Source organism: Streptomyces sp. P3 (assembly GCF_003032475.1).
In the GTDB taxonomy this organism is placed as follows: Bacteria; Actinomycetota; Actinomycetes; order Streptomycetales; family Streptomycetaceae; genus Streptomyces.
The window spans coordinates 7,243,003-7,261,536 of the sequence record NZ_CP028369.1 but is presented as its reverse complement, the minus strand read 5'-3'; the positions used below and the strand labels follow the sequence as shown (position 1 = coordinate 7,261,536).

Sequence of the window (18,534 nt, the reverse complement as noted above, 5' to 3'; positions counted from 1 at the left end):
CCGAACGCGAAGTCCAGATGGAACACGACCTGATCGCCGCCTACGACGACTACGAACTCGGTTTCGCTCCCGTGCCGAAGCCCGAAGCCGACCCCGCACGCCGGACACCTCCGTCCCACCACGCGCCGGCCTCCCGCAGGAGGAACCGTGGCCGCTGACCAGGAGAACACTCCAGAGGCCCGCCGCGCGGCTGCGCTCGCACCGCTTCCCGACCACCGCAACGTGGACACGCCGTGGTGGCAGGAGCTGTGGCGCCGCCACGCGCACATCACCACGCCACTGCGAGAGCGCGGGCTGGAGTGCGACATCGAGTTCGGCCTCAGCGCCTACATCGTGCGCGTATCCCTCCCCGACGTCAGTCACCTGATCATCGGTCCGCCGCAGGAGCCCCCCTCCGACCGCCCTCCGGGAAATCCGGAGGGCTGGATCGCGACCCGCGAGCACCCCGACAACCCATCGCTGTCCGAGGTCCTCTACGACTCGGCGCCCTCCGACGACCCCGGTGCACCCCAGCGGCCCGAAGCCCGGCACGGCGGCAGCGCCCAGCTCCTGATCGAGGCGATCAACCATCGCCTCGATCAGCTCGGACTGCTGCCAACTCCCTCCTCGCCCACCGCCCGTACGCCCGTGTCCGCAGCCGAGCCGGCGCTCCGCACCCCCGAGCCCGCGGACGTCTCCGGCAACGCGGACCGCACCTTCGTCTACGGCGACGTACTCCTCGCTCTCACCGACCGGCTCAACGCCACCGAGTCACCTGCGGACGCCGCCGCCCTGCTGCACCAGATCCTGGACCCCACCAGCGGCCTGCTGGAACGGCTCGGCGAGTTCTTCGAAGCAGCCGCGGAAAAGGCCAAGGAATCCGAGCAGGACGACGGATTCGACCTCCACTACGACCTTCAGGACGCGGCGGCCACCCTGCGCAGTCTCGGCGAGGACCTGCACACCGCTGTCGACCGCATGCGTGCCCTGGCCCCCGCGCGCCGGACCACCCGGGCCGGTCTCCCGCCGGGCCCGAGCCAGGGGCCACCGACGGCGACCACCCCCGTGCCCGGCCGCACCCGGTGAACCAGGCACACCCGACGCTCACTGCGCCCTCGCCCGGCTCAAAGACCAGGAATGTGCCGCCTTCCCGAAATGGCGAGGTCCACCAGCCGCAGGCCCCACTTCGTGGACTTCCGCCCGGCAGGCAGGTGGCCCGGACGGCGGTCGGCGTCGCCTCCGGGGAGGTACACGGTGCGCTATCTCGGCACTCCCTCGGGGCCTGAGATTCGGGCTGCGATGAGCGCCGGACGCATCGGCTGTATGACCACCCCGGCGCAAGGCAGTCGGATCCCCGAGGGTGCGCTGTATGCCTGTGACAACTCCAAGTTCGGCAGCGACGGCAAGGGCCGCTACTGGCCCGGAGCCCAAGCATGGTTCGCCTGGCTGCACCGGACCGTTGAACGGTACGGGCCGGATCGCTGCCTGTGGGCGCTCGCCCCGGACCAGCCATTCGACGCCGCCGGCACCCTCACCGAGTCCCTGCCGTGGCTGGCCCGCATCCGCGAACTCGGCGTGCCCGCGGCCTACGCGGCCCAGGACGGCTGCGATACACCCGGGCTGCTGCCCTGGGACGACTTCGACGTCCTGTTCCTGGCCGGATCGACCGAGTGGAAACTCGGCCCCGTCGCCGAACGGCTGGCCCGCGAGGCGAAGGCCCGCGGCAAAGGCGTGCACATGGGCCGCGTCAACTCCCGGATCAGGCTGGGGATAGCCGAGTGGTTCGGCTGCGACAGTGCCGACGGCACCTACCTCGCGTTCGGGCCCGACAAGAACCTGCCCAAACTTCTGAGCTGGCTCGACGAACTCGATGGCCGCCCCTCCCTCGTCGGCGGCACACACCCCTTCGCCGCCCCCGACGCTCCGTCGACGGCTCCGCCTCCGCGAGCAGACCTCCGACGACGTGTACTGCCAGGTCACGAGGCTGCCATGAGAGCGAAGAAATACCCGCCCACGGCGACAAGCAATGTAGCCCCCGCCCTCCCGACACCACGAGGTCCCCGTGCCAGAACCCGCTGAACAATCGACGCCGCACCGGTCGCAGCAGCAGAACCTCGAACTGCGCAGTACCTCCGAGCCCCTCGAACTGCTCGACCACACCGGCCACGTCCCGGACGATGGCGGGTCACCGGCCGGAGCCTCATCGTCGGACATCAACTCCACTCGCACGAGCCTGGCGTTGTTCGACACTGACGGACCTGCAGACAAGCCCATGCCCGCCATTAGCCTCGGCGATCACGACCAGATCGGTGTCATCGCCCTCACCAGCAACGACGCCCCCGCTGCAGCCCACACCCTCCTTACCGACCACGGCTTCTGGCGCCCGCGAGGCGTCTTCGGCTCCATCCTGATCCACGACAGGTACGACCACGACGTTCCGGCCCGGCTCACGCGGTTCCTCGCCCATGCCGACCGACAAGGCATCGGCGTGGAATACCACCTGCCCCGCATCTTCGCGGACGCCGGTTCTCCAGCTGCGGGCAAGCGCGTCGAAGACCTGTGGCGCGACAACCAGCAACGGGAGTACCGCCGTTCACAGCGTGAGGCCGTCCGCATCGCCACCTCCGGCAGCGATCTGGAGTCCCTCGCCCATGGCCTGTGTCACCGTCTGCCCGGCGAATGGGTTTCCTGCATCACCGACTTCGCCGATCCGGACAGCCAGCTCGACTTCTTCGACGACCTGTGGGACAACGCGTCTTTGGCCAGTGCCTGGATGCAATTCCGCGTTCCCCGCGCCGCGATCCTCACCGGCCCCAACCGCCTTGAGCTCGTCGTGATCGACCGCCCGCTGCATCGCGGGCAGGTCCTCGTCGGCGCGCGATCTCTGCACGGCATCACCCACGACTACTTCGGCGACGACAACGCCCCGCACGCGATCGCAGTCCCCGCCGAGGCAGTCCGCGCCGCGCACACGGTCTCCCGGCGGCTCCTGCCCCGCTACCGCCAGGCCGCCCGGCGCCTCAGGAACCCATGACCGCGTCCCGCACCGATCTGTCCGCCTCCGAGGGCCCACCGACCCGCCCGCCCACAGCAGCGCCCGGCATACAGCCGACGGCGGGCACGCCGTCCTCGGCACGGCGGTAGACGCCCCCGCCCATCCTGGAGTTCCCGCTGTCCGATCCTGACCAGCGGATGCTGCTGCACGACGTGGCCGACCGGCTCAACGCCGTGGCCGACCACCTCCCGCTCCCCGACCAGATTCAACCGGACCCGGCCCTGAGCGAGATCCTGGACGACGAAGTCCGCCACCTGGCCAGCCTGCTGACCTACCTCGTCGGCGAGAGCGCCTTCCGCCACCGGGCCGCCGCCCGCTACCCGACCCGCGTCACGGCCACCCACCGCCGCACCACGCTCGCGCTCGCCCAAGCGGCCGAGCCCACCAGTGCCGCGCTCGCCGCCCTCGGCTCGGCCGTGCACCACCTCGGCCTCCTCGCCGACCTCACCCACCAAGCACCTGGTCCTGCCCGCACCCGGGCGATCGCCTCCACGTACCCGGGTCTCGTGGACCGGCTCGGTGAGAGCCGCGCCTGCCTCGCCCGCGCCGCGAAGCAACTACGTGCCGCCGCCGATACACGGGCGGCACCGGCCGTGACCGCGCCGTCCCCGCCGACGGCATCCGCCACCGCATCCCGTACCCGCTAACCCCCTATTTACCGGAGCCTCCTGATTCCCCTGCACACCTCCGCACGCCGCACCGCCCTCCTGCTCACTGCCGTATCCGTCGCGCTGACCGCGTCCGCCTGCGCCACTTCCGGCAGCCCGGACGCCGACACCACAGCCAGGGCCACCCGCAGCAGCGCCTCCCCCACCCCGACCGCCGAGCCGGCGCTGACGACGAAGGAGGCCCTCGCCCAGATCTCCCACTACTCCAAGATCAACAACGAGGCCAACACCGACCGCGACCGGCGCTTGCTCGACACGGTCGAGGACGGCCCGCTGTACGCGATGTCCATCTCGGACTACACCGAGACCGAAGGGCTTCCCGCAGCGGACCGCAAGCCGTACAAGCCGTGGTCCTACGACTCGGCAAACGCCGAGCTGTACATCCCGCGCCTGGAAGCGGGGCAGGACCGCTGGTTCGCCGCCGCGCTCTCGGAGCAGAAGGGCAAGGCACCCTCGCGTCTGGCAGTGTTCGCCGGACGCCCCCAGCACAAGCGCTGGGAGATGGTCTCCGTCGTCGACCTGGACAGCCAGAAGCTGCCGGACATCGCCCTTGACCGGGACGGGTACGCGACGGCCGCGCCCGCCGCCGGCAACAAGCAGCTGGCAGCGGACGCCGACCTGCTACGCGCAGCCGTGCTCGACAACTTCGCCACCGGAGGCACGGACACCGGGACGAAGGTCTTTGCGCCGACCAAGGCAAGCAAGCGGCAGATCGAGGTTCACGGCAAGACCGGCACCCGCTACGGGAACCAGGGCACCACCGTCTTCGCCGGCGCCGCCAACCGCTACACGGACGCCTACGCCCTCAGGACCACCGACGGCGGCGCGTTGATCCTCTTCTCCCACACGCACACCCAGACCGACGCCGTCGCGCACTCCGGCCTGCAGATCAACCCCGGCAAGGACGACCGGGCCTGGCTCCACGACGTGCCCCGCACCTCCATCACGTACACGTTCGTGTGCAACGACGCCGCCATCGTCCCCGCGAAGGCCGAGACGTCCCGACTGATCGGTTATACCTGCGCCCGCACCGACGCCTCCGGCCCCCCGGTCGCCTCCTGATCGGACCGCGTGTAAACGCACCACCCCTGACGGGCCGCGCGCCCCTGATGGCCGCCCGACGTCCCCGCTTCCTTGCTCGATCCGGAGAACTCCCTGTCCACACGTTCCTTCATCGCCCGCCCCACCACCGGTACGGGATACAGCGGCATCCACGTCCAGCTCGACGGCGTACCCAGCCACCACCTGCCGCTGCTCCTGGCCGCCTACCAGTACAAGTTCGGACGCGACGTGGAAGCCATGTCCCGTCACCTCATCGACGACGTCGCCGTCGGCTGGGACGAGCTGGGCACCGATCTCCTCGACGGCGCCCCGCCCTCGCTCGTGGCCGCGCTGACCGGCGGCGAGCAGTGGCCCAGCCGTAACCTCGACCACCTGATCACCCCGTACGGCTCCCCGCCGGTGCGCATGTCGGTCACCGACGAGACCGCCGACGAGCAGGACATGCAGTGGGGGTACATCCTGCACAAGGAGGGCATCGAGGTGATCAGCCTCCTCCACGAGGACATCGGCCCGGTCGTGGATTGGGCCATCGACCCGCGGACCGCCTTCAACGACCACCCGGCGGCCTGGTCCTCCCTCGACCCCGCACCGGTTATCCGGGCATCGCGCAGCACGCCGCCCCCGGGCGCTCCCGCCGCATCCCCGGCGAAGGCCCACGCCCCGCGTCCCGCCACGCGCCGCTAGTTCACTCTCGCTTCCCGGAGCCTCCCCTGCCCTCGCACACCCCGCCCCTGATCACCGTCGTCATCGCCAGCCGCCTGCGCGAAGACCGGCTCGACTACCTGACCGCCATGCACGCCAGCCTCACCCGGCAGTCCGTGCCGTGGGAGGCCGTGATCGCGCTCGACGGTGCCTCGCCGGACCGCCTGCCGGACCCGCTCGCGCAGGACTCCCGCGTCCGCACGTTTGCTCTGCCGCGCCCGGTCGGCGCCGCCTGCGCCCGGAACCTGGCCCTCGCCCATGTCCGCACCCGGTACACCAACTGGGCAGATGACGATGATGAGTTCACCGACGACGCCATGTCCGTGCGGCTGAACATCCTGGAATCGACGGGGGTCGGCTGGTGTGCGGGATGGAGCGAGGACCTGCACCCCGACGGCTCGACCACCCTGTGGCGCTGCCCCGCCCCGCCCGGCCGGCACGAGGCCGGCGACGTGTGGACGTACTGGAAGTCACCGGCGGACACCATCCCCATCGGGCCGACCACTATCCTCGCCCGCACCTACCTGGTGCGCGCCGCTCCGATGGGCGGGCTCGTCCAGGGCGAGGACTACTGCGCCGCCCTCGGCGTAACCAGCCTCGCCCCCGGGATCCTGCTTCCCCTGCCGGTCTACCGGTACCGCAAACACCCTGGCCAGATGACCCGCCAGGACGCCCATGACGTCCTGGAGCCGGAGGCTCGGCGGCATGCGTGGAACTACGGAGGCAGCCTGCGAGCCGCCCTCCGCGCCCGGGAGACAAGCGCTGCGGCCGGGGTGGTCTGATGTCTTCCTCCGTCACTCCGGCCACATTCGACTACCTGGCCAGGCGTCTGGAGGAACTGGCCGCCTCATTCCCCACCAGCCCCGAAGCCGTCGACCTGATCACGCTCACCGACGACATCGGCGTGCTGGCCCACCATCTGCAGCACACAATCGAACACGCGCAGGAACGGTTCACCACACCGCAGACGGTCTACCCGCCCGAACGCGTCGCCCTGGTCCAGCTCGCCCGGGCCGCCGCCGGTATCACGCGAGGTCTGGACACACTCGCCGAAGCCCTGACCTACGCCACGACCGGCTTCCAGCGCGAGGCCGTGGAGGATCTCGCCCACTCGCCTCTGCGCAACGACCCCGAAGTCCTGCGGATCATGACGGCCGAGAAGTACGTCGCGGCCCGCGCACGCCTGCACCACACCGCCGCCGCCCTGCGCGCGACCTCCACCCCGGCACCGTCTGGGCCGTCCACACCGCGCACGACCGGCCCACGGGCCCAGCCAGCTGCCGCCGCCCAGTCACGGCAGCCGAACCGCCACTGAACGACGCCAGCAGACCACGGGATGCCCCCGAACCCTCTTGCCGAGATCCGGCTCGCCTACAGCCGCGCCGCCGCCCTGGCCGCCATCGCCCACGGCGAGCAGTACCAGTGGGCCAACGCCGCATTGGACCAGGCCGGATTCACCAAACGGGACGACGGAAGCGACAGCATGCCCGGCCCCGACGTGCGCCCAGCCCGCCACCGGCGGACCCGCCCCCTTGCAACCAGCCCGGCGTACCACGACCCATCCGCCGTCCCTCGCCGCTGACCAGTAGATAGAAGGGATCATTCTCTGTCCGACCACTTCCGCTTCCGTGCCCATCCCGAACACGGTTTCGTCGCCACCGCCACACCGAGCTTCACCCCTCACCTGGCCGAGTGGTTCCTCGTCCGCGAGCAGTTCGAGCCCGTCCCCTTTTCGCCGGGCCTGTACCGGCTCACCGAGCCGGAACGCGATGGGCTGCGCCGTACGCGCCAAGCCGTCCACGACCTGCGCAGCCTCGGCTACAGCGTGCAGGCCGACGTTCGCCTCGACCCGTCCCTCTCCGCCGGGCCACCACGCCCGGACCGGCCGAACGGGCTCCGGGAGCGCCGCAGCCGTCTCGCCCAAGCAGCAGCCGGCCGAACGACGCAGCGCGCCACACCGCCCACCACTTCCCCGCCCTCGGCCCGACCGATCCCGCCGAAGCCCGCCTACGCACCGACCGTCCATCTGACGGCCTCGGGCAGTGGACGGTCCCGATGACGCCCGCGAGGAATCCGACCCGGGACGGCTCCGTCCCGGTGACACCGGAACTCACGAACGGTGCACGCAACTTCCGGCTGCGGATGGCGGTCATCGACCGCGAGAGCGAGGTCGCGCTCGACATGGCATGCGACCGCTACGGTCGCATCGTCCACGCAGGCGCCGCGGCAGCCGCACGAGCCCACCGCAACAGGGCGGCGGTGGAGGCGTACACCACGCACCTCGCCCCGCACGCCGACACTCTGCTCGACGCCGCCCGCCGTGCGCTCGACGAGCTGCCACCCGCCCGGCACCTTGCCGGGTGGCGGGCCGTGCTGGACGGCCTGGCCGCCTCCGCCGCCGAGATCCGCCGGGCCCTCGACCGGCCGGACACCCCCGGCTCCCCGGCCGAACGCGCACAGCACTCGGCCCTGTGGCCGCACCTCGCCGCCTGGGCGGATCACAGCTTCATCGCCAGCGACATCGCCGACCAGAACAAGCACCACCACCACAAAGCCCCGCTGCCCGACGAAGAGCAGCGGATGTGGACCGAGAGGGCCCAGGCCGCGCAGAAGCGAGGCGAGCTGGAGCTGACCGAGTCGTGGTACGCCGCCGACGGGCAGCCGATCACCCTCGCCCACCTCATCGAGAACGATGACTCGACGCTGGTCGCGCTGCGAGGCGACCCGGACGCACCGGGCTGGCAGGTGATCGGGCACTACGCCCACGAATACGAGGCAGGGAAGGTACTGCCTGCCCCGGTCCCGCCTGGCGTGCTGCGCGCGGACGTCTCCCGGTTCAACCGCCCGGCGCAGGTCCCGGAGGTGTCGCTGCAGGAACTCATCCGCGACGTCGTCGAAGGCCAGACCGCAGGAGACGCCTCCGAAGCTCTCCTCGGCGCCGTCCAGCGCGGCTACACCCCGGGCCCGATGGTCCGTCTCCAGGAACTCCTGGAAACAAGCAGCCAGTTCGCCAGCGCGCTGGCGACCGTGCAGAGCCGCCAGATCGCCGCCCGCCTCTCGGCGCTGGGCCGGCAGATGGAGTTCCTCACCCGCGAAGTCGAGGAGGCGGCCGAGGACCTCGGCGCGACCGTCGCCGTCCTGCCGCCGCACCGCACCCCCGTGCTGCGCGTCCGCCCGCGTCCGGCCGTGGACACCGCACCACCCACGCCGCCGCCCCGCGCCATCACGCCCGCCCGCCACCGCTAAGCACCGAGAAAGCACCCGTTGTCCCTGACCGCATCCCCGGCCCCGGCCCCGCGCATCTCCTACGGCGCGGTGCTGGGCAGCCCGTACGTCGCCCGCCTCCTCAGCGGCACCCTCACCGGCCGGCTTCCCAACGGCATGGCGCCCGTCGCCATCCTTCTGTTGGCCACCGCGGGTGGCAGCAGCATCGCCTTCGGCGGGCTGCTCAGCGCCCTGTACGGGCTGTCCTCCGCGCTGGCCCAGCCGGTCAAGGGACGCCTCATGGACCGCCACGGCCAGAGCGCGGTGCATCTTCCGGCCGCCCTGCTCAACTCGGCCCTCCTGGTGGCTCTGCCCCTGGCCGGACCGTACGGCGGACCGGGCCTCGCCACGGCCATCGTCGTCGTCGGCGGCCTGACCACGCCTCCCCTGGAGGCCGGACTCCGGGCGCTGTGGCCGAGCGTGCTGCCAGACCCCCGGCTGCGGCACGCCGCGCTCGCGCTCGACACCGGCACGCAGGGCCTGCTGTACATCGTCGGCCCCCTGCTCTCCGCCGCGCTCGCCTCCGCGTACAACCCCGCCGTCGCGCTCGCCGTCACCGCAGCCCTCGGCCTGGCCGGCACCGCTGCGGTCGCCCTCGCTCCGCCGTCGCGACGCTGGCGACCCGAACCGTTCGTGGGGCAAAACGCGGCCCCGGCTCGGCAGTTGGCCACCCCTGCCGTGTTGCTGCTGTTCGTTTCCCTCACCGGCATCGGATTCGCGATCGGAGCCATGAACGTGTGGTCCATCTCCATGGCCGAGCACCACCACCAGGACATGCTCTCGGGCATCATCCCCGCCGCGTTCTCCACCGGCGCCTTCCTCGGCGGCCTCATCTACGGAAGCCGCACCTGGACCGGCACCACCACCAGGCGACTGATCATCGCCACAGCCGCGTTCCTGGCCGGGTGGCTCCCGATCCTTGCTCTTCCGGCCCCGTATGCGGCCACCGCCGCGGTCACCGTGCCCGGTGCGTTCCTGACCATCGTGGTCGCCTGCGCCTACGTCACCACCGACGCCTTCACCCCGGCAGGCCGCACCAGCGAGGCGTACGCGTGGCTGATCCTCGCGATCGGCGCCGGGCAGTCCGCCGGCACCGCCCTCGCCGGACGCCTCGCCGAGCAGCCTCTCGCCGGCGCTGCGCTCCCCGCCGCCGGCGCGGCCTTCGCTCTCACCGTCCTTCTCGCCGCTCGCCGACGTCTCGGCCCCACCGGCCACATGCAGAGCGGCCAGCACCGCCGCCCGCTCCGAGGCCGGCACAAGACGCCCTTCTCCGGGCGCAACACCCCCACTTTCCAACCCTTTTGAGGAGATCCATTTATGGCCGTCCGTACCCATTGGACAGTGGAACACGCGTGCTCCCACCAGGTGGTTCATGACCTGTCCGGCCGTCCTGCCGACAAGCGGGCAGGGTTCGCCCGCTGGCTCTCAGCCAAGGACTGCGCCGACTGCTGGAAGGCAACGCGCGACGCCGACACCGAGTCCAAGGAGTGGCTCGCGGCCAAGCGCGCCGCTGAGCAGGAGGCTGCCGTCGCGTGGGCGAAGCAGTTCGACATGCCGCAGTTGGAAGGCCCGGCCAAGGCCCTGGACTGGGGCGAGCGCTCCCGCCACCAGCTGATGACGGCCGCGCACACCGCGCTCGTCATGGAGGGGAGTTGGGACGAGGCTGACTGGGCGGAGCTGGAGGAGAAGGCCCGCGCCATCACCGCCGCCGGATGGTGGATCGACCAGCGCGACGCCGAGGGCACTGACCTGCTCGAACTTCTCGACGCTGCAGGCGAGAACGACCGCGGTACGGAGAACCCGTTCCGCTGACGGCGGGGGAACATAGCCGGGAAACGCCGGTTAGCCAAACCGGCGTTCCTCCGGACCATTGTTCCTCCCACCCCGCCACCGATTGCGTGGAAGGAACCGCATGTCCCAGCCCCCGCCCACGTCGGCCTTCGCGCCGACGCCCGACCCGCTCACCCCCGCCCGGGACATCACGCACCAGCACTTCCAGGCCGGTGACACCGTCGTCGTCCTGAAGGGGGTGGCCGGCGGGGAACTGTGGGGCGACGCGATGCGCATCGTTGCCCCGTCCTGGCACACCCCGACCGACGAGGACGGGTGGCGGCTGCGTGATGCGACCGGCGGCGCCCAGTCCTACGTCACCGGCCACCCCCGCTACCTCGTACACCTCTCGCGCCGCTGCCCGGACTGCCTGATCTACCTGCGGGCCATGGAAGACGCCCTCCTGCCGCGGTACGCCGACCGCAACGAGCTGATCGACTGCGGCTGGTACACCACCACCGCCCTCAACCAGTTGGTGCACATCGCCGACGTTCGGGGCGGCTGGTGATTCCCCGCCTGCACGAGCGGACCCACACGCCGCACGGCCCGCTCGCCGAGGCGCTGGCGCGGCCGGTCTCGCCTCACGAGGGCCTGACGGAATACACGATCGTCGCCCACTGGCCGGGCCTGGATTACTTCACCCTGGACGACGAGCAGAGGATCTGGACGTCCGTCCAGTGGGCCGAGCACCTCGAAGACCCGTATCTGGAGCATCCGTTCGCCGCCAGCCCGGACGACGACCGACGGGCGATCCTCCACCTTGACATCCGGCTTCATCCGGACGACCGGGAGCTGACCGGCCCCGAGTGGGCTGAAATCGCTCACCGGCTCGCGCGGGCCGCCGACATCGAGATTCCCGGCAAGGAGCGCGGGTGCCGGTGGATTGCCGTTCAGGCGCAGCCCGGACGCCTCGATTTGATCGCCAATCTGATCAGCCTCGACGGCGCGTGGCACGCACCGCCCGCCGACATCCTGCGGCGCCTTGCGGACGAGGCGCGCCGCATCGAGCAGGACCTCCGCCTGATTCCCGTGCGCTCCGTCCCCACGGCGCGGCCCGCCCTCCGGCCGGCGCCCACGGCATCGGCCCAGCTCGCGAGCGTCCTCACGCAGCTCGCCGACGAGCAAGTCGGTCCGCTGGCCACGGTCCGCGGACTCATCGAGCACACCGCGCACCGAGTCGCACGCCAGCCCGGCGCCGCCGGCACCGACACGGCGCACCGCCTGGAGCTGATCGCCCGCCGCCTCCACGCCATCCAGCAGGACCTGGACACTACCGCGGCCCACCTGGTCCAGCCCCGGGTCGCCGCCGCACCACCCGCCGCCCGGTACACCGCCCACCGATCGCCGTAGGAGAAACGTCTCCTTGCCCCGTACCGACCGCTTCCTGGACATCCGCCGTGACCCGCACTCCGACGAACTCCTCGCCCGCGGCGGCGACTCCGAGGCGCACAGCGTCCTGCAGCGCGCGGGTTTCATCGCCGTTGTCCGCGTCCACGAGACCTACCACCGCGCCCCCACCGGCCTCACCGAGGACGGCGAGTCCGATCTCGCCATCGACGCCGTCGCCCGCCTCCGGGCCGCCGGGTACCACGTCGACTGCGACGAGGACTTCGACACTGACTACCGGCCGGCCAGTTACCTCTCGCTGGGCTCCTCCGTAGCCCACATCGCCGAGCGCATACGCGAAGCCACCACCACGGAAGAGGCGGCCGACGCCCTGACCGAGCTGACCGCAGCCCACGACGGCATCCTCGCCGCGCTGGAGGAAGTGCTCATCGCCACCGCCGACTTCCACGACGGGCTCGGCCAGGCGGCCGACCCCTACATCGCACGGCGGTTGCGCTACCTCGTCGACGAGCACCTGCACGTCATCCGCACCGACGTCGCCCACACCCGCAACGCCCTCGCCGACCGGCACGCCCCGCACCCGGGCCGCAGCACCTGCAGCGGGGAGGTCCCCGCCCCCGAACGCGAACGCTCCGCCGTGTGCGCCTGCCCGCCCCCGCCGCGCACGCTCCCGGTCCCGCCGCCCCCCGTGGCCGCCGGACTGCGCCGCTGACCCTACTTTGCCCAAGGACACCATGCACGACTACGACACCTCCGAGCGCCTCGCCTCGTACGCCGACGTCCTCGCCGGCGAACTCCCCGACACCTGGACCAGCACTCATTTCCCGCCGGAGGCCAAGGACGACCTCGCCGAACTGGCCGACCGTATCTGGGACTTGGACCTTGTCGCCGCGTCCCTCGCCGAGCACCCGCTGCGGCAGGCAGCCGTCCTGAGCCGCCCCGACGGTGCCCAGCTCGTCCTTGTGGACCGGCACGACGGACGCGACGGATTCCTCATCGCCGCCGTCGCCCCCCGCGCCCTGCCCGACGAGGCGTACCGCGGCGTCCCCGAGCCCAACGGCATCCCCCTGGCGGACGACCCGTTCCTGAGCGCGGAGCAGATAGCCGGCGACCTGCTCGCCCGCTACGACAGCGCCCTCGCCCAGGTCCGGCACAACGCCCTGGGTGGCATCCAGCCCTCCCAGCCGGGCCGGGTCGTCCTGACCTGGCAGCCGGACGGCAGCGTCGCCACCGCCCCCGTCGGCGACCGTGCCGGCGCGATCCTCGTCGCCCACGGCTTCGTCCAGGACCCGCAGAGCGGCATCTACCGCCTCAGCGGCGACAACACCAGAGCGCAGGCGCGCGCCCTGCGCGAGCTCGGCCCGCAACTCGACGCACTCGGCATCGGCACCGCCCTCCAGCACCCCGCAGGCCGGACCGCGCCCACCTCCGCCCCAGCCTCCATGCCGCCCTCCCCGGCCGGCAGTCGTGCGCCGGCCACCAGGGCTCGATGAAGCAGACGGAGCCCGAGTTCTGGGTGCTGGAGTACATCACCATCACCAAGGACCCCCGCACCGGCCTCGTCGTCGCCATCGGCGGCACCGAGAAGGCGGCTTACATTCTCCAGCGAACCGGCGGCTTCCTCTCCGCTCCCGGACCGAGCGGGGACTACCACCGGCTTCCCCACGGCCTGCCCGTCGAGCGCCAGCGCCTGAAGGCGACCGCTGCCTCGCACGCCCTGCTTGCCGCCGGTCACAGCGTCCACCTCGACCCCGCCCTGAATGCGCTGGTCACACCGGACAGCGAACACAACGCGGCCCTGCGCTTCCTCACCCAGCTCGCCGAGCGGGCCTCTGCCGCCAAGACCAGCAGTGCGGTGGCCGAGGTGCTGACCGAGATCGCCGCCCCGGTCAATGGGCTGCTGCCCCTTACCAGGGAAGTGGTCGTCCGGGCCTGGATCGCTGCCAGTGCCCTCCAGAGGGCGGCCCCCGGCGAGGAACCCGAACCCCTCGCACGGCTCAGGGACACCGCGAACTCCATGAGCCAGGCCGCGTGCGTGATCCTCCACGCCCGCAACCACGCCGCCCGGGCTCCGCAGCCGGCGGCCCTCACACCGCCGCCGAGCGCTGCCCACCCCTCGGCTTCCCGCCACCGTTGATCCCAGAGGGAAACACATGGCCAACCTGGCCGACGAGTACGGCACGGACGTCGAGATCTACATCAAGGCCCTGACGACCACCCTCCACGCCGACACCCCCACCGGCGCCCCCGCCCAGCTCCATGACCTGCTGGAACAGCTCGGCCTGGAACGCCACGAATACCCCACGGGCGCGCCGCTGTACATCTGGCACACGGTGCCCGAACACCTCGGTGCCGACGAGCAGAAGCGCGTGGCGACCCGAGCCATCCCCGCCCTGCTCCTGGCCGGGTACGAGGTCAACTGCACGCCCGACGTCTTCGAGGAAGCCACCTACCGGCAGGCCGTGCACGACATACGTACCCGCGCGGCCCGCCCTGCCGCACAGCACCCGGCACCGGCCGGCTCCCCCTCGCGCCCCGCACAGGCCCGGCGCGCCCCGTAAAACCCCTGGGCGGCCCCGGCACCTCGCCGGGGCCACCCACCGCACCGCTCGATCCCGGAGAAACCCGTAGCAGCCCGCACACCCCCACCCATCAGCAACCGGCTCCAACCCCGACTCGCGACAGCCCTGTTCCGCCGCTACCTGCGCGCCTGCATCCCGACCGGCCCCGGCCGCACCACCCTGCTGGCCGGCGCCCGCCCGGAGGCCGTCCTCGCCGAGACCCAGCGCGTCGGCCACCGGCACCACCACTGACCGTTCCCCTGCCCCGGAGGAGCATGTCCCACCCCGCCCCCTACCCGGTGAGACTGGCCGACGAGATCACCCGCCAGCTCGGCCAGCTCGCCGACCACCTCTCTCAACTTCCCCCTCCCCAGGCCGCGCAGGTCATCGCCCGCGTCCTCGACCCCGACACCGGAGTCCTCGGCGGCATCACCCACCTCGTCGCCACCGGCAGCGTGTTCGCCAAAGACCAGGCCGAACGAGGCACCATCCCCGCAGAGGTGTGGCTCGCCCTGGGCCGCGCCTCGAACGAACTGCACGACATCACCCTCGACCTGGACGAACACAAGGACACCCTGCAGCACGTCGGCACCCAGCCCGCCACCACCGCGGCGAAGCCCCCGGCCCCCGCACCGCTCGTCGTCCGGCGGCACCGGTGAAGAAGAAGCAATGGCAGGGCTGGGGGCCAGGCGAGCAGACCGAGCAGCACTACCTCGTCCAGCCCCGTGCCCTCGCCGGCGGCGGCGACGTCCGGCACGTCTCGGAGTTCCTGCGCGCCTCGGGCTGGCGGGACAAGTCCAAGACGAACGGCCCGCTACTCATGGAGAGCCCCGACCGCACCGTCCGTGTCGCCTACGACCCCTACATCCTGCCCGGCGGGTGGACCATCCACGGCCAAGCGGACGGCCTGAACGGCGAATGGACGGCGAACCTGGGCCGGCAGACGCCGGTGGAGATCGTCGCCGGTATGACCGACACCCTCACCCGACCCCGCTCCGCCCACGCCCCCAACGTCTGGGCGCCCCTGCAGGAGCAGAACTGGCACACGCGTTCCGAGGGCGAGCACTACACCGCGACCAGCCCCGACGGCACCGCGTGGATGCAGTACCACCACAGCCCCGACGGCACGGCGATGTGGTGGACCGGAGCGAAGGACCAGCAGGGAAACGGCTGGACGGCCAACTTCACGCCTAACACCCCGATGCACCTGGTACAAGCCCTCTCGGCCGAACTCGCCAATCCCGATCCCGTGATGCGCCCGCGCGGGCGCGTCCCGCACAGCGCACAGATCCGCACCTGGTCGGTCTCCGTCAAGCCCTCCCAGCTCAGTGCGTGGCAACAGGCCCGGATCACGGCCGCCCGCGCCGCCACCTGGGCCCAGGGCAGCGCTCGAAGCACACGGCCACGCACCACCGCCCGTACCCATACCCCGGCCGGCGGCGCCCGGACCCGCCGCTGACCCGACACACCCGTCCCAAGGAGCCCGATGCCCGCACTCACCCCGGACACCATCCACACCGCGACCGAAACCCTGTCTGACCTCACCGACTACCTGCGCGAGAACCCTGACCCCGTGGAAGCCCTCGCCCTCGTCGAGCCCCTCCTCGACGAATACACGGGCCTGCCCGTCCAACTCGCCGACACCCTGCGCGCCCTCGCCCGCACCCTGCAGGAACACCCGGACACGCCGCGCACCGCACAGGTCGACCTTCTGATCACCGAGTTGCGCACGGCCGCGTGGGAGCAGGCCGACCAGCACACCCTCCACTACATCCTGGACGACCTCCGCGACCTGTACGGCAGCACCGCCGCGAGTGAGCCGGGAGACGCCCGGTGCCCCTGAGCGAACGACAGCTCGCCGCGTTCGCCGACAAGCACGCCAGGCAGATCCCCTTCGACACCAGCCCCCGCCACCTCGCCGGCCCCGGAGACGCCCGCCACGTCACCCACGGCCTGGCCGCCGCCGGATGGAGCGCCGCCTCCGACCCGTTGAGCGCCGAGATCGTGCTGCGCAGCCCCGACCTGCGCCACCGCCTCCAGTTCGACCCGCAGTCCACCACCTCCGCATGGTGGCGGCTGCGGGCCGAGCCCACCGACACCGAGCCGGGCTGGTACGCCGAGTTCGGCGAACTCGTGCCCGCCGAGATCCTCACCGGCTTCACCGACGCCCTCATCGCCCCGCCGCCACAACAGCAGGACCCGTGGCAGCCGGTGACGTCGGCGAACTGGCGCCGCGACGCAGACGGCACGGCGCACTCGCCCGACTCCATGTGTCACATCAAACTGCGCCCGTTGAGCGAATTCAGCTCCCGGCCGTCCTGGCACGTCGAGACCCGCGAGCCCGGCCACGGACAGTTCCACGGCCCGCGCATCTGGCACGCCTACTTCGACGAGCGCACCCCCGCCCACCTCGTCGGATCGTTCCTCACCGCACTCGTCGACGCCAGCCCGCTCCAGCGCGGCATGTACGACCGCACCGGCCACTACAGCGCCGTACAGGAGCCCAGCCCGCTGCGCCCGCAGCAGGTGGTCGACGCACACACCGCGCGTATCGAGTCGCTCCGCTCCCGGGCACGCTCCGCCCGCCGACAGCTGACGAGACCCGCACCGACCCCGGCGAAGGCCCACACCGCCCAGTCAGCCGCCCGCCGCTGAACCGACAGGACTCCTACCCCATTTCCGCTGATCACCGCGCACACCGCGACTCCCTCCGTCACCTCGACCGCTACGTGAGCGACAGCAAGAAGATCCTCGACGCCTGGGACGTTTACTCCGACGAGCACACCGACCTCGACGGATGGCCCTACGACGACCACGCCTACGGCCTGCGCGCGAGCCAGCGCGACGCCGACACCGCCGAGGCGTTCGAATCGCTCCGCTACGGCGCCCGTCACCTGCTGGCCACAGCGGAGACGCAACTGGGCCGCCTGCCGGAAGGTACCGTGCAGAGCCGCTGGGTCTACCAGCTGGGTGTTCTGCACGCCGCCCTCGACCGGCTCGAGCAGCTGCACGAGCAGTGGCTGGAAACCCGAGACGCCCTTCCCGCCACCGCTAAGCCCGGCACCACGGCCTTCGACGACGCCCTCGCCGAGTACCACGCCGAATCGTGGAGCTACCTCGACGACTGGGCCACCCATGGCAAGACACTCCGCGAGATCAACGCCGCTGCGCGCAAAGCCCCCTCACCGCTGGCACCTGCACCATCGTCGGCTCCCGTGGCCGACCGGCGAACCCCGGCACGGAAGTGACCATGCCCCCGGCTCCCGAGACCGTCGAGGTCGACTTCATCACCCCGCGCCACCTGGCCGGTGGCGGCGACCCCGCCTGGATCACCATCCCCCTCCACCGAGCCTGCGGCTGGAGCCACGGCAACGACCCCCTGATGGCGCGCGTCCTGCTCTCCAGCTCCGACCAGAAAGCCCTCCTGCGCCTGGAGCCCGAACCCGACGGCCAGTGGTGGACCCTTCACCACGCGGCGGAGCCGGACCGGCCCGCGTGGTACGCGAGCTTCGGCGCCCTCACCCCGGTCGAACTGATCGCCGCCGTTACCGACGCCCTCACCGATCCGGCCGCAACCGCGAGCACACCATCCGATCCGTACAAGCCGCTCCAACAGATCGTCTGGTCGCCCGCCTCCGCGGACAACGGCCTCGTGTCACCCGACGGCACCGCGTACGTCCAGCGGCTGGGCAACGCGGAAGAACCGGGCGCCTGGTTCGTCACCGCCGCACTCGGCCCGGACCGGCCGGTGTGGCGGGCCCGCTTCGGCGCGCACACTCCTGCGTACATGGTCGCCGCGTTCACCGCTGCGCTCGCCGATCCGAAGCCCGTACCGCGCATCGACAGCGGGCGCAGTCTCCCGACCCGCGACCCGAACGTCGTCACCCCTAGGACCACGGAAGTGCTCGCCGTGTACGTGGCCGGGGCGCTGGAAGAACGCGTCCACTCCCTCGCTGCCCGGCACGCCAACCCGCCGACGAATCCGATCCGCTCGCGACAGCCGCCGGCCAAGAACCACCGCAGCCGCTGATCCCTCCGCCCCGCCCCCGCCCGGAAGCACGTAGCC

At 71.7% G+C, this 18,534-nt stretch carries 26 protein-coding genes; all 26 read left to right on the top strand.

Going from position 1 to position 18,534, the window contains the following annotated elements:
- Window positions 1-17 precede the first annotated feature (17 nt).
- The 26 genes from C6376_RS44035 (at window position 18) to C6376_RS31755 (ending at window position 18,498) form a co-directional block, all read left to right on the top strand.
- Window positions 18-158: a hypothetical protein gene (locus C6376_RS44035; RefSeq protein WP_159083323.1), complete on the top strand. Its 141-nt coding sequence runs from the start codon at window positions 18-20 to the stop codon at window positions 156-158.
- Entirely contained in the window at window positions 148-1,065 is a 918-nt protein-coding gene (locus C6376_RS31875) for a hypothetical protein (protein WP_107446546.1), read from the top strand. Before C6376_RS44035 ends, C6376_RS31875 begins: the two co-directional genes overlap by 11 nt.
- Before the next feature lie 213 nt (window positions 1,066-1,278).
- Window positions 1,279-2,058 carry a hypothetical protein gene (locus C6376_RS31870; RefSeq protein ID WP_173985776.1) on the top strand — a complete coding sequence of 260 codons (780 nt, stop codon included), beginning with the start codon at window positions 1,279-1,281 and terminating at the stop codon, window positions 2,056-2,058.
- Entirely contained in the window at window positions 2,042-3,013 is a 972-nt protein-coding gene (locus tag C6376_RS31865) for a hypothetical protein (protein ID WP_107446544.1), read from the top strand. Before C6376_RS31870 ends, C6376_RS31865 begins: the two co-directional genes overlap by 17 nt.
- 158 nt (window positions 3,014-3,171) lie before the next feature.
- Complete coding sequence (locus C6376_RS31860) at window positions 3,172-3,681, top strand: hypothetical protein (protein WP_107446543.1); 510 nt, start codon at window positions 3,172-3,174, stop codon at window positions 3,679-3,681.
- Window positions 3,682-3,948: 267 nt separating this feature from the next.
- Window positions 3,949-4,764 carry a hypothetical protein gene (locus C6376_RS31855; protein WP_254076154.1) on the top strand — a complete coding sequence of 272 codons (816 nt, stop codon included), beginning with the start codon at window positions 3,949-3,951 and terminating at the stop codon, window positions 4,762-4,764.
- A 111-nt stretch (window positions 4,765-4,875) separates the two neighbouring features.
- Window positions 4,876-5,448, top strand: a complete 573-nt coding sequence (locus tag C6376_RS31850; RefSeq protein WP_254076427.1) for a hypothetical protein — start codon at window positions 4,876-4,878, stop codon at window positions 5,446-5,448.
- Between the two features lie 47 nt (window positions 5,449-5,495).
- Window positions 5,496-6,248, top strand: coding sequence for a glycosyltransferase (locus tag C6376_RS31845; protein ID WP_107449315.1), 753 nt, complete (start codon window positions 5,496-5,498; stop codon window positions 6,246-6,248).
- Window positions 6,248-6,781: a hypothetical protein gene (locus tag C6376_RS31840; protein ID WP_107446541.1), complete on the top strand. Its 534-nt coding sequence runs from the start codon at window positions 6,248-6,250 to the stop codon at window positions 6,779-6,781. Before C6376_RS31845 ends, C6376_RS31840 begins: the two co-directional genes overlap by 1 nt.
- A 21-nt stretch (window positions 6,782-6,802) precedes the next feature.
- Window positions 6,803-7,048: a hypothetical protein gene (locus C6376_RS31835; RefSeq protein ID WP_107446540.1), complete on the top strand. Its 246-nt coding sequence runs from the start codon at window positions 6,803-6,805 to the stop codon at window positions 7,046-7,048.
- 24 nt (window positions 7,049-7,072) lie between these two features.
- Window positions 7,073-7,525 (top strand): hypothetical protein, encoded by a 453-nt coding sequence (locus C6376_RS45720; RefSeq protein ID WP_079109522.1) that lies wholly within the window; start codon window positions 7,073-7,075, stop codon window positions 7,523-7,525.
- On the top strand, window positions 7,522-8,712 hold the full coding sequence (locus tag C6376_RS31825; RefSeq protein WP_107446539.1) for a hypothetical protein: 1,191 nt from the start codon (window positions 7,522-7,524) through the stop codon (window positions 8,710-8,712). Before C6376_RS45720 ends, C6376_RS31825 begins: the two co-directional genes overlap by 4 nt.
- An 18-nt stretch (window positions 8,713-8,730) precedes the next feature.
- Complete coding sequence (locus tag C6376_RS31820; RefSeq protein WP_107446538.1) at window positions 8,731-10,035, top strand: MFS transporter; 1,305 nt, start codon at window positions 8,731-8,733, stop codon at window positions 10,033-10,035.
- Between the two features lie 12 nt (window positions 10,036-10,047).
- Entirely contained in the window at window positions 10,048-10,542 is a 495-nt protein-coding gene (locus tag C6376_RS31815) for a hypothetical protein (RefSeq protein WP_173985775.1), read from the top strand.
- A 100-nt stretch (window positions 10,543-10,642) separates the two neighbouring features.
- Complete coding sequence (locus tag C6376_RS31810; protein WP_107446537.1) at window positions 10,643-11,068, top strand: hypothetical protein; 426 nt, start codon at window positions 10,643-10,645, stop codon at window positions 11,066-11,068.
- Complete coding sequence (locus tag C6376_RS31805) at window positions 11,065-11,910, top strand: relaxase/mobilization nuclease (protein ID WP_107446536.1); 846 nt, start codon at window positions 11,065-11,067, stop codon at window positions 11,908-11,910. The genes C6376_RS31810 and C6376_RS31805 overlap by 4 nt, the downstream gene beginning before the upstream one ends.
- Window positions 11,911-11,923: 13 nt before the next feature.
- On the top strand, window positions 11,924-12,619 hold the full coding sequence (locus tag C6376_RS31800) for a hypothetical protein (RefSeq protein WP_173985774.1): 696 nt from the start codon (window positions 11,924-11,926) through the stop codon (window positions 12,617-12,619).
- 22 nt (window positions 12,620-12,641) lie between these two features.
- Window positions 12,642-13,400 carry a hypothetical protein gene (locus C6376_RS31795; RefSeq protein WP_107446535.1) on the top strand — a complete coding sequence of 253 codons (759 nt, stop codon included), beginning with the start codon at window positions 12,642-12,644 and terminating at the stop codon, window positions 13,398-13,400.
- A complete protein-coding gene (locus C6376_RS31790) occupies window positions 13,397-14,044 on the top strand; it encodes a hypothetical protein (protein ID WP_107446534.1) in 648 nt (215 codons plus the stop codon). The genes C6376_RS31795 and C6376_RS31790 overlap by 4 nt, the downstream gene beginning before the upstream one ends.
- Window positions 14,045-14,060: 16 nt before the next feature.
- Window positions 14,061-14,468 carry a hypothetical protein gene (locus C6376_RS31785; protein WP_107446533.1) on the top strand — a complete coding sequence of 136 codons (408 nt, stop codon included), beginning with the start codon at window positions 14,061-14,063 and terminating at the stop codon, window positions 14,466-14,468.
- Between the two features lie 275 nt (window positions 14,469-14,743).
- The gene (locus C6376_RS31780) at window positions 14,744-15,127 is read left to right on the top strand and encodes a hypothetical protein (RefSeq protein WP_107446532.1); all 384 of its coding nucleotides are present in this window, start codon (window positions 14,744-14,746) and stop codon (window positions 15,125-15,127) included.
- Window positions 15,124-15,927: a DUF317 domain-containing protein gene (locus C6376_RS31775; RefSeq protein ID WP_107446531.1), complete on the top strand. Its 804-nt coding sequence runs from the start codon at window positions 15,124-15,126 to the stop codon at window positions 15,925-15,927. The genes C6376_RS31780 and C6376_RS31775 overlap by 4 nt, the downstream gene beginning before the upstream one ends.
- Before the next feature lie 27 nt (window positions 15,928-15,954).
- The gene (locus C6376_RS31770) at window positions 15,955-16,311 is read left to right on the top strand and encodes a hypothetical protein (protein WP_107446530.1); all 357 of its coding nucleotides are present in this window, start codon (window positions 15,955-15,957) and stop codon (window positions 16,309-16,311) included.
- Window positions 16,302-17,123 (top strand): DUF317 domain-containing protein, encoded by an 822-nt coding sequence (locus C6376_RS31765; RefSeq protein WP_107446529.1) that lies wholly within the window; start codon window positions 16,302-16,304, stop codon window positions 17,121-17,123. Before C6376_RS31770 ends, C6376_RS31765 begins: the two co-directional genes overlap by 10 nt.
- A gap of 74 nt (window positions 17,124-17,197) precedes the next feature.
- The gene (locus C6376_RS31760) at window positions 17,198-17,716 is read left to right on the top strand and encodes a hypothetical protein (RefSeq protein ID WP_173985773.1); all 519 of its coding nucleotides are present in this window, start codon (window positions 17,198-17,200) and stop codon (window positions 17,714-17,716) included.
- Between the two features lie 2 nt (window positions 17,717-17,718).
- Window positions 17,719-18,498, top strand: coding sequence for a DUF317 domain-containing protein (locus C6376_RS31755; protein WP_107446528.1), 780 nt, complete (start codon window positions 17,719-17,721; stop codon window positions 18,496-18,498).
- Window positions 18,499-18,534 lie beyond the last annotated feature (36 nt).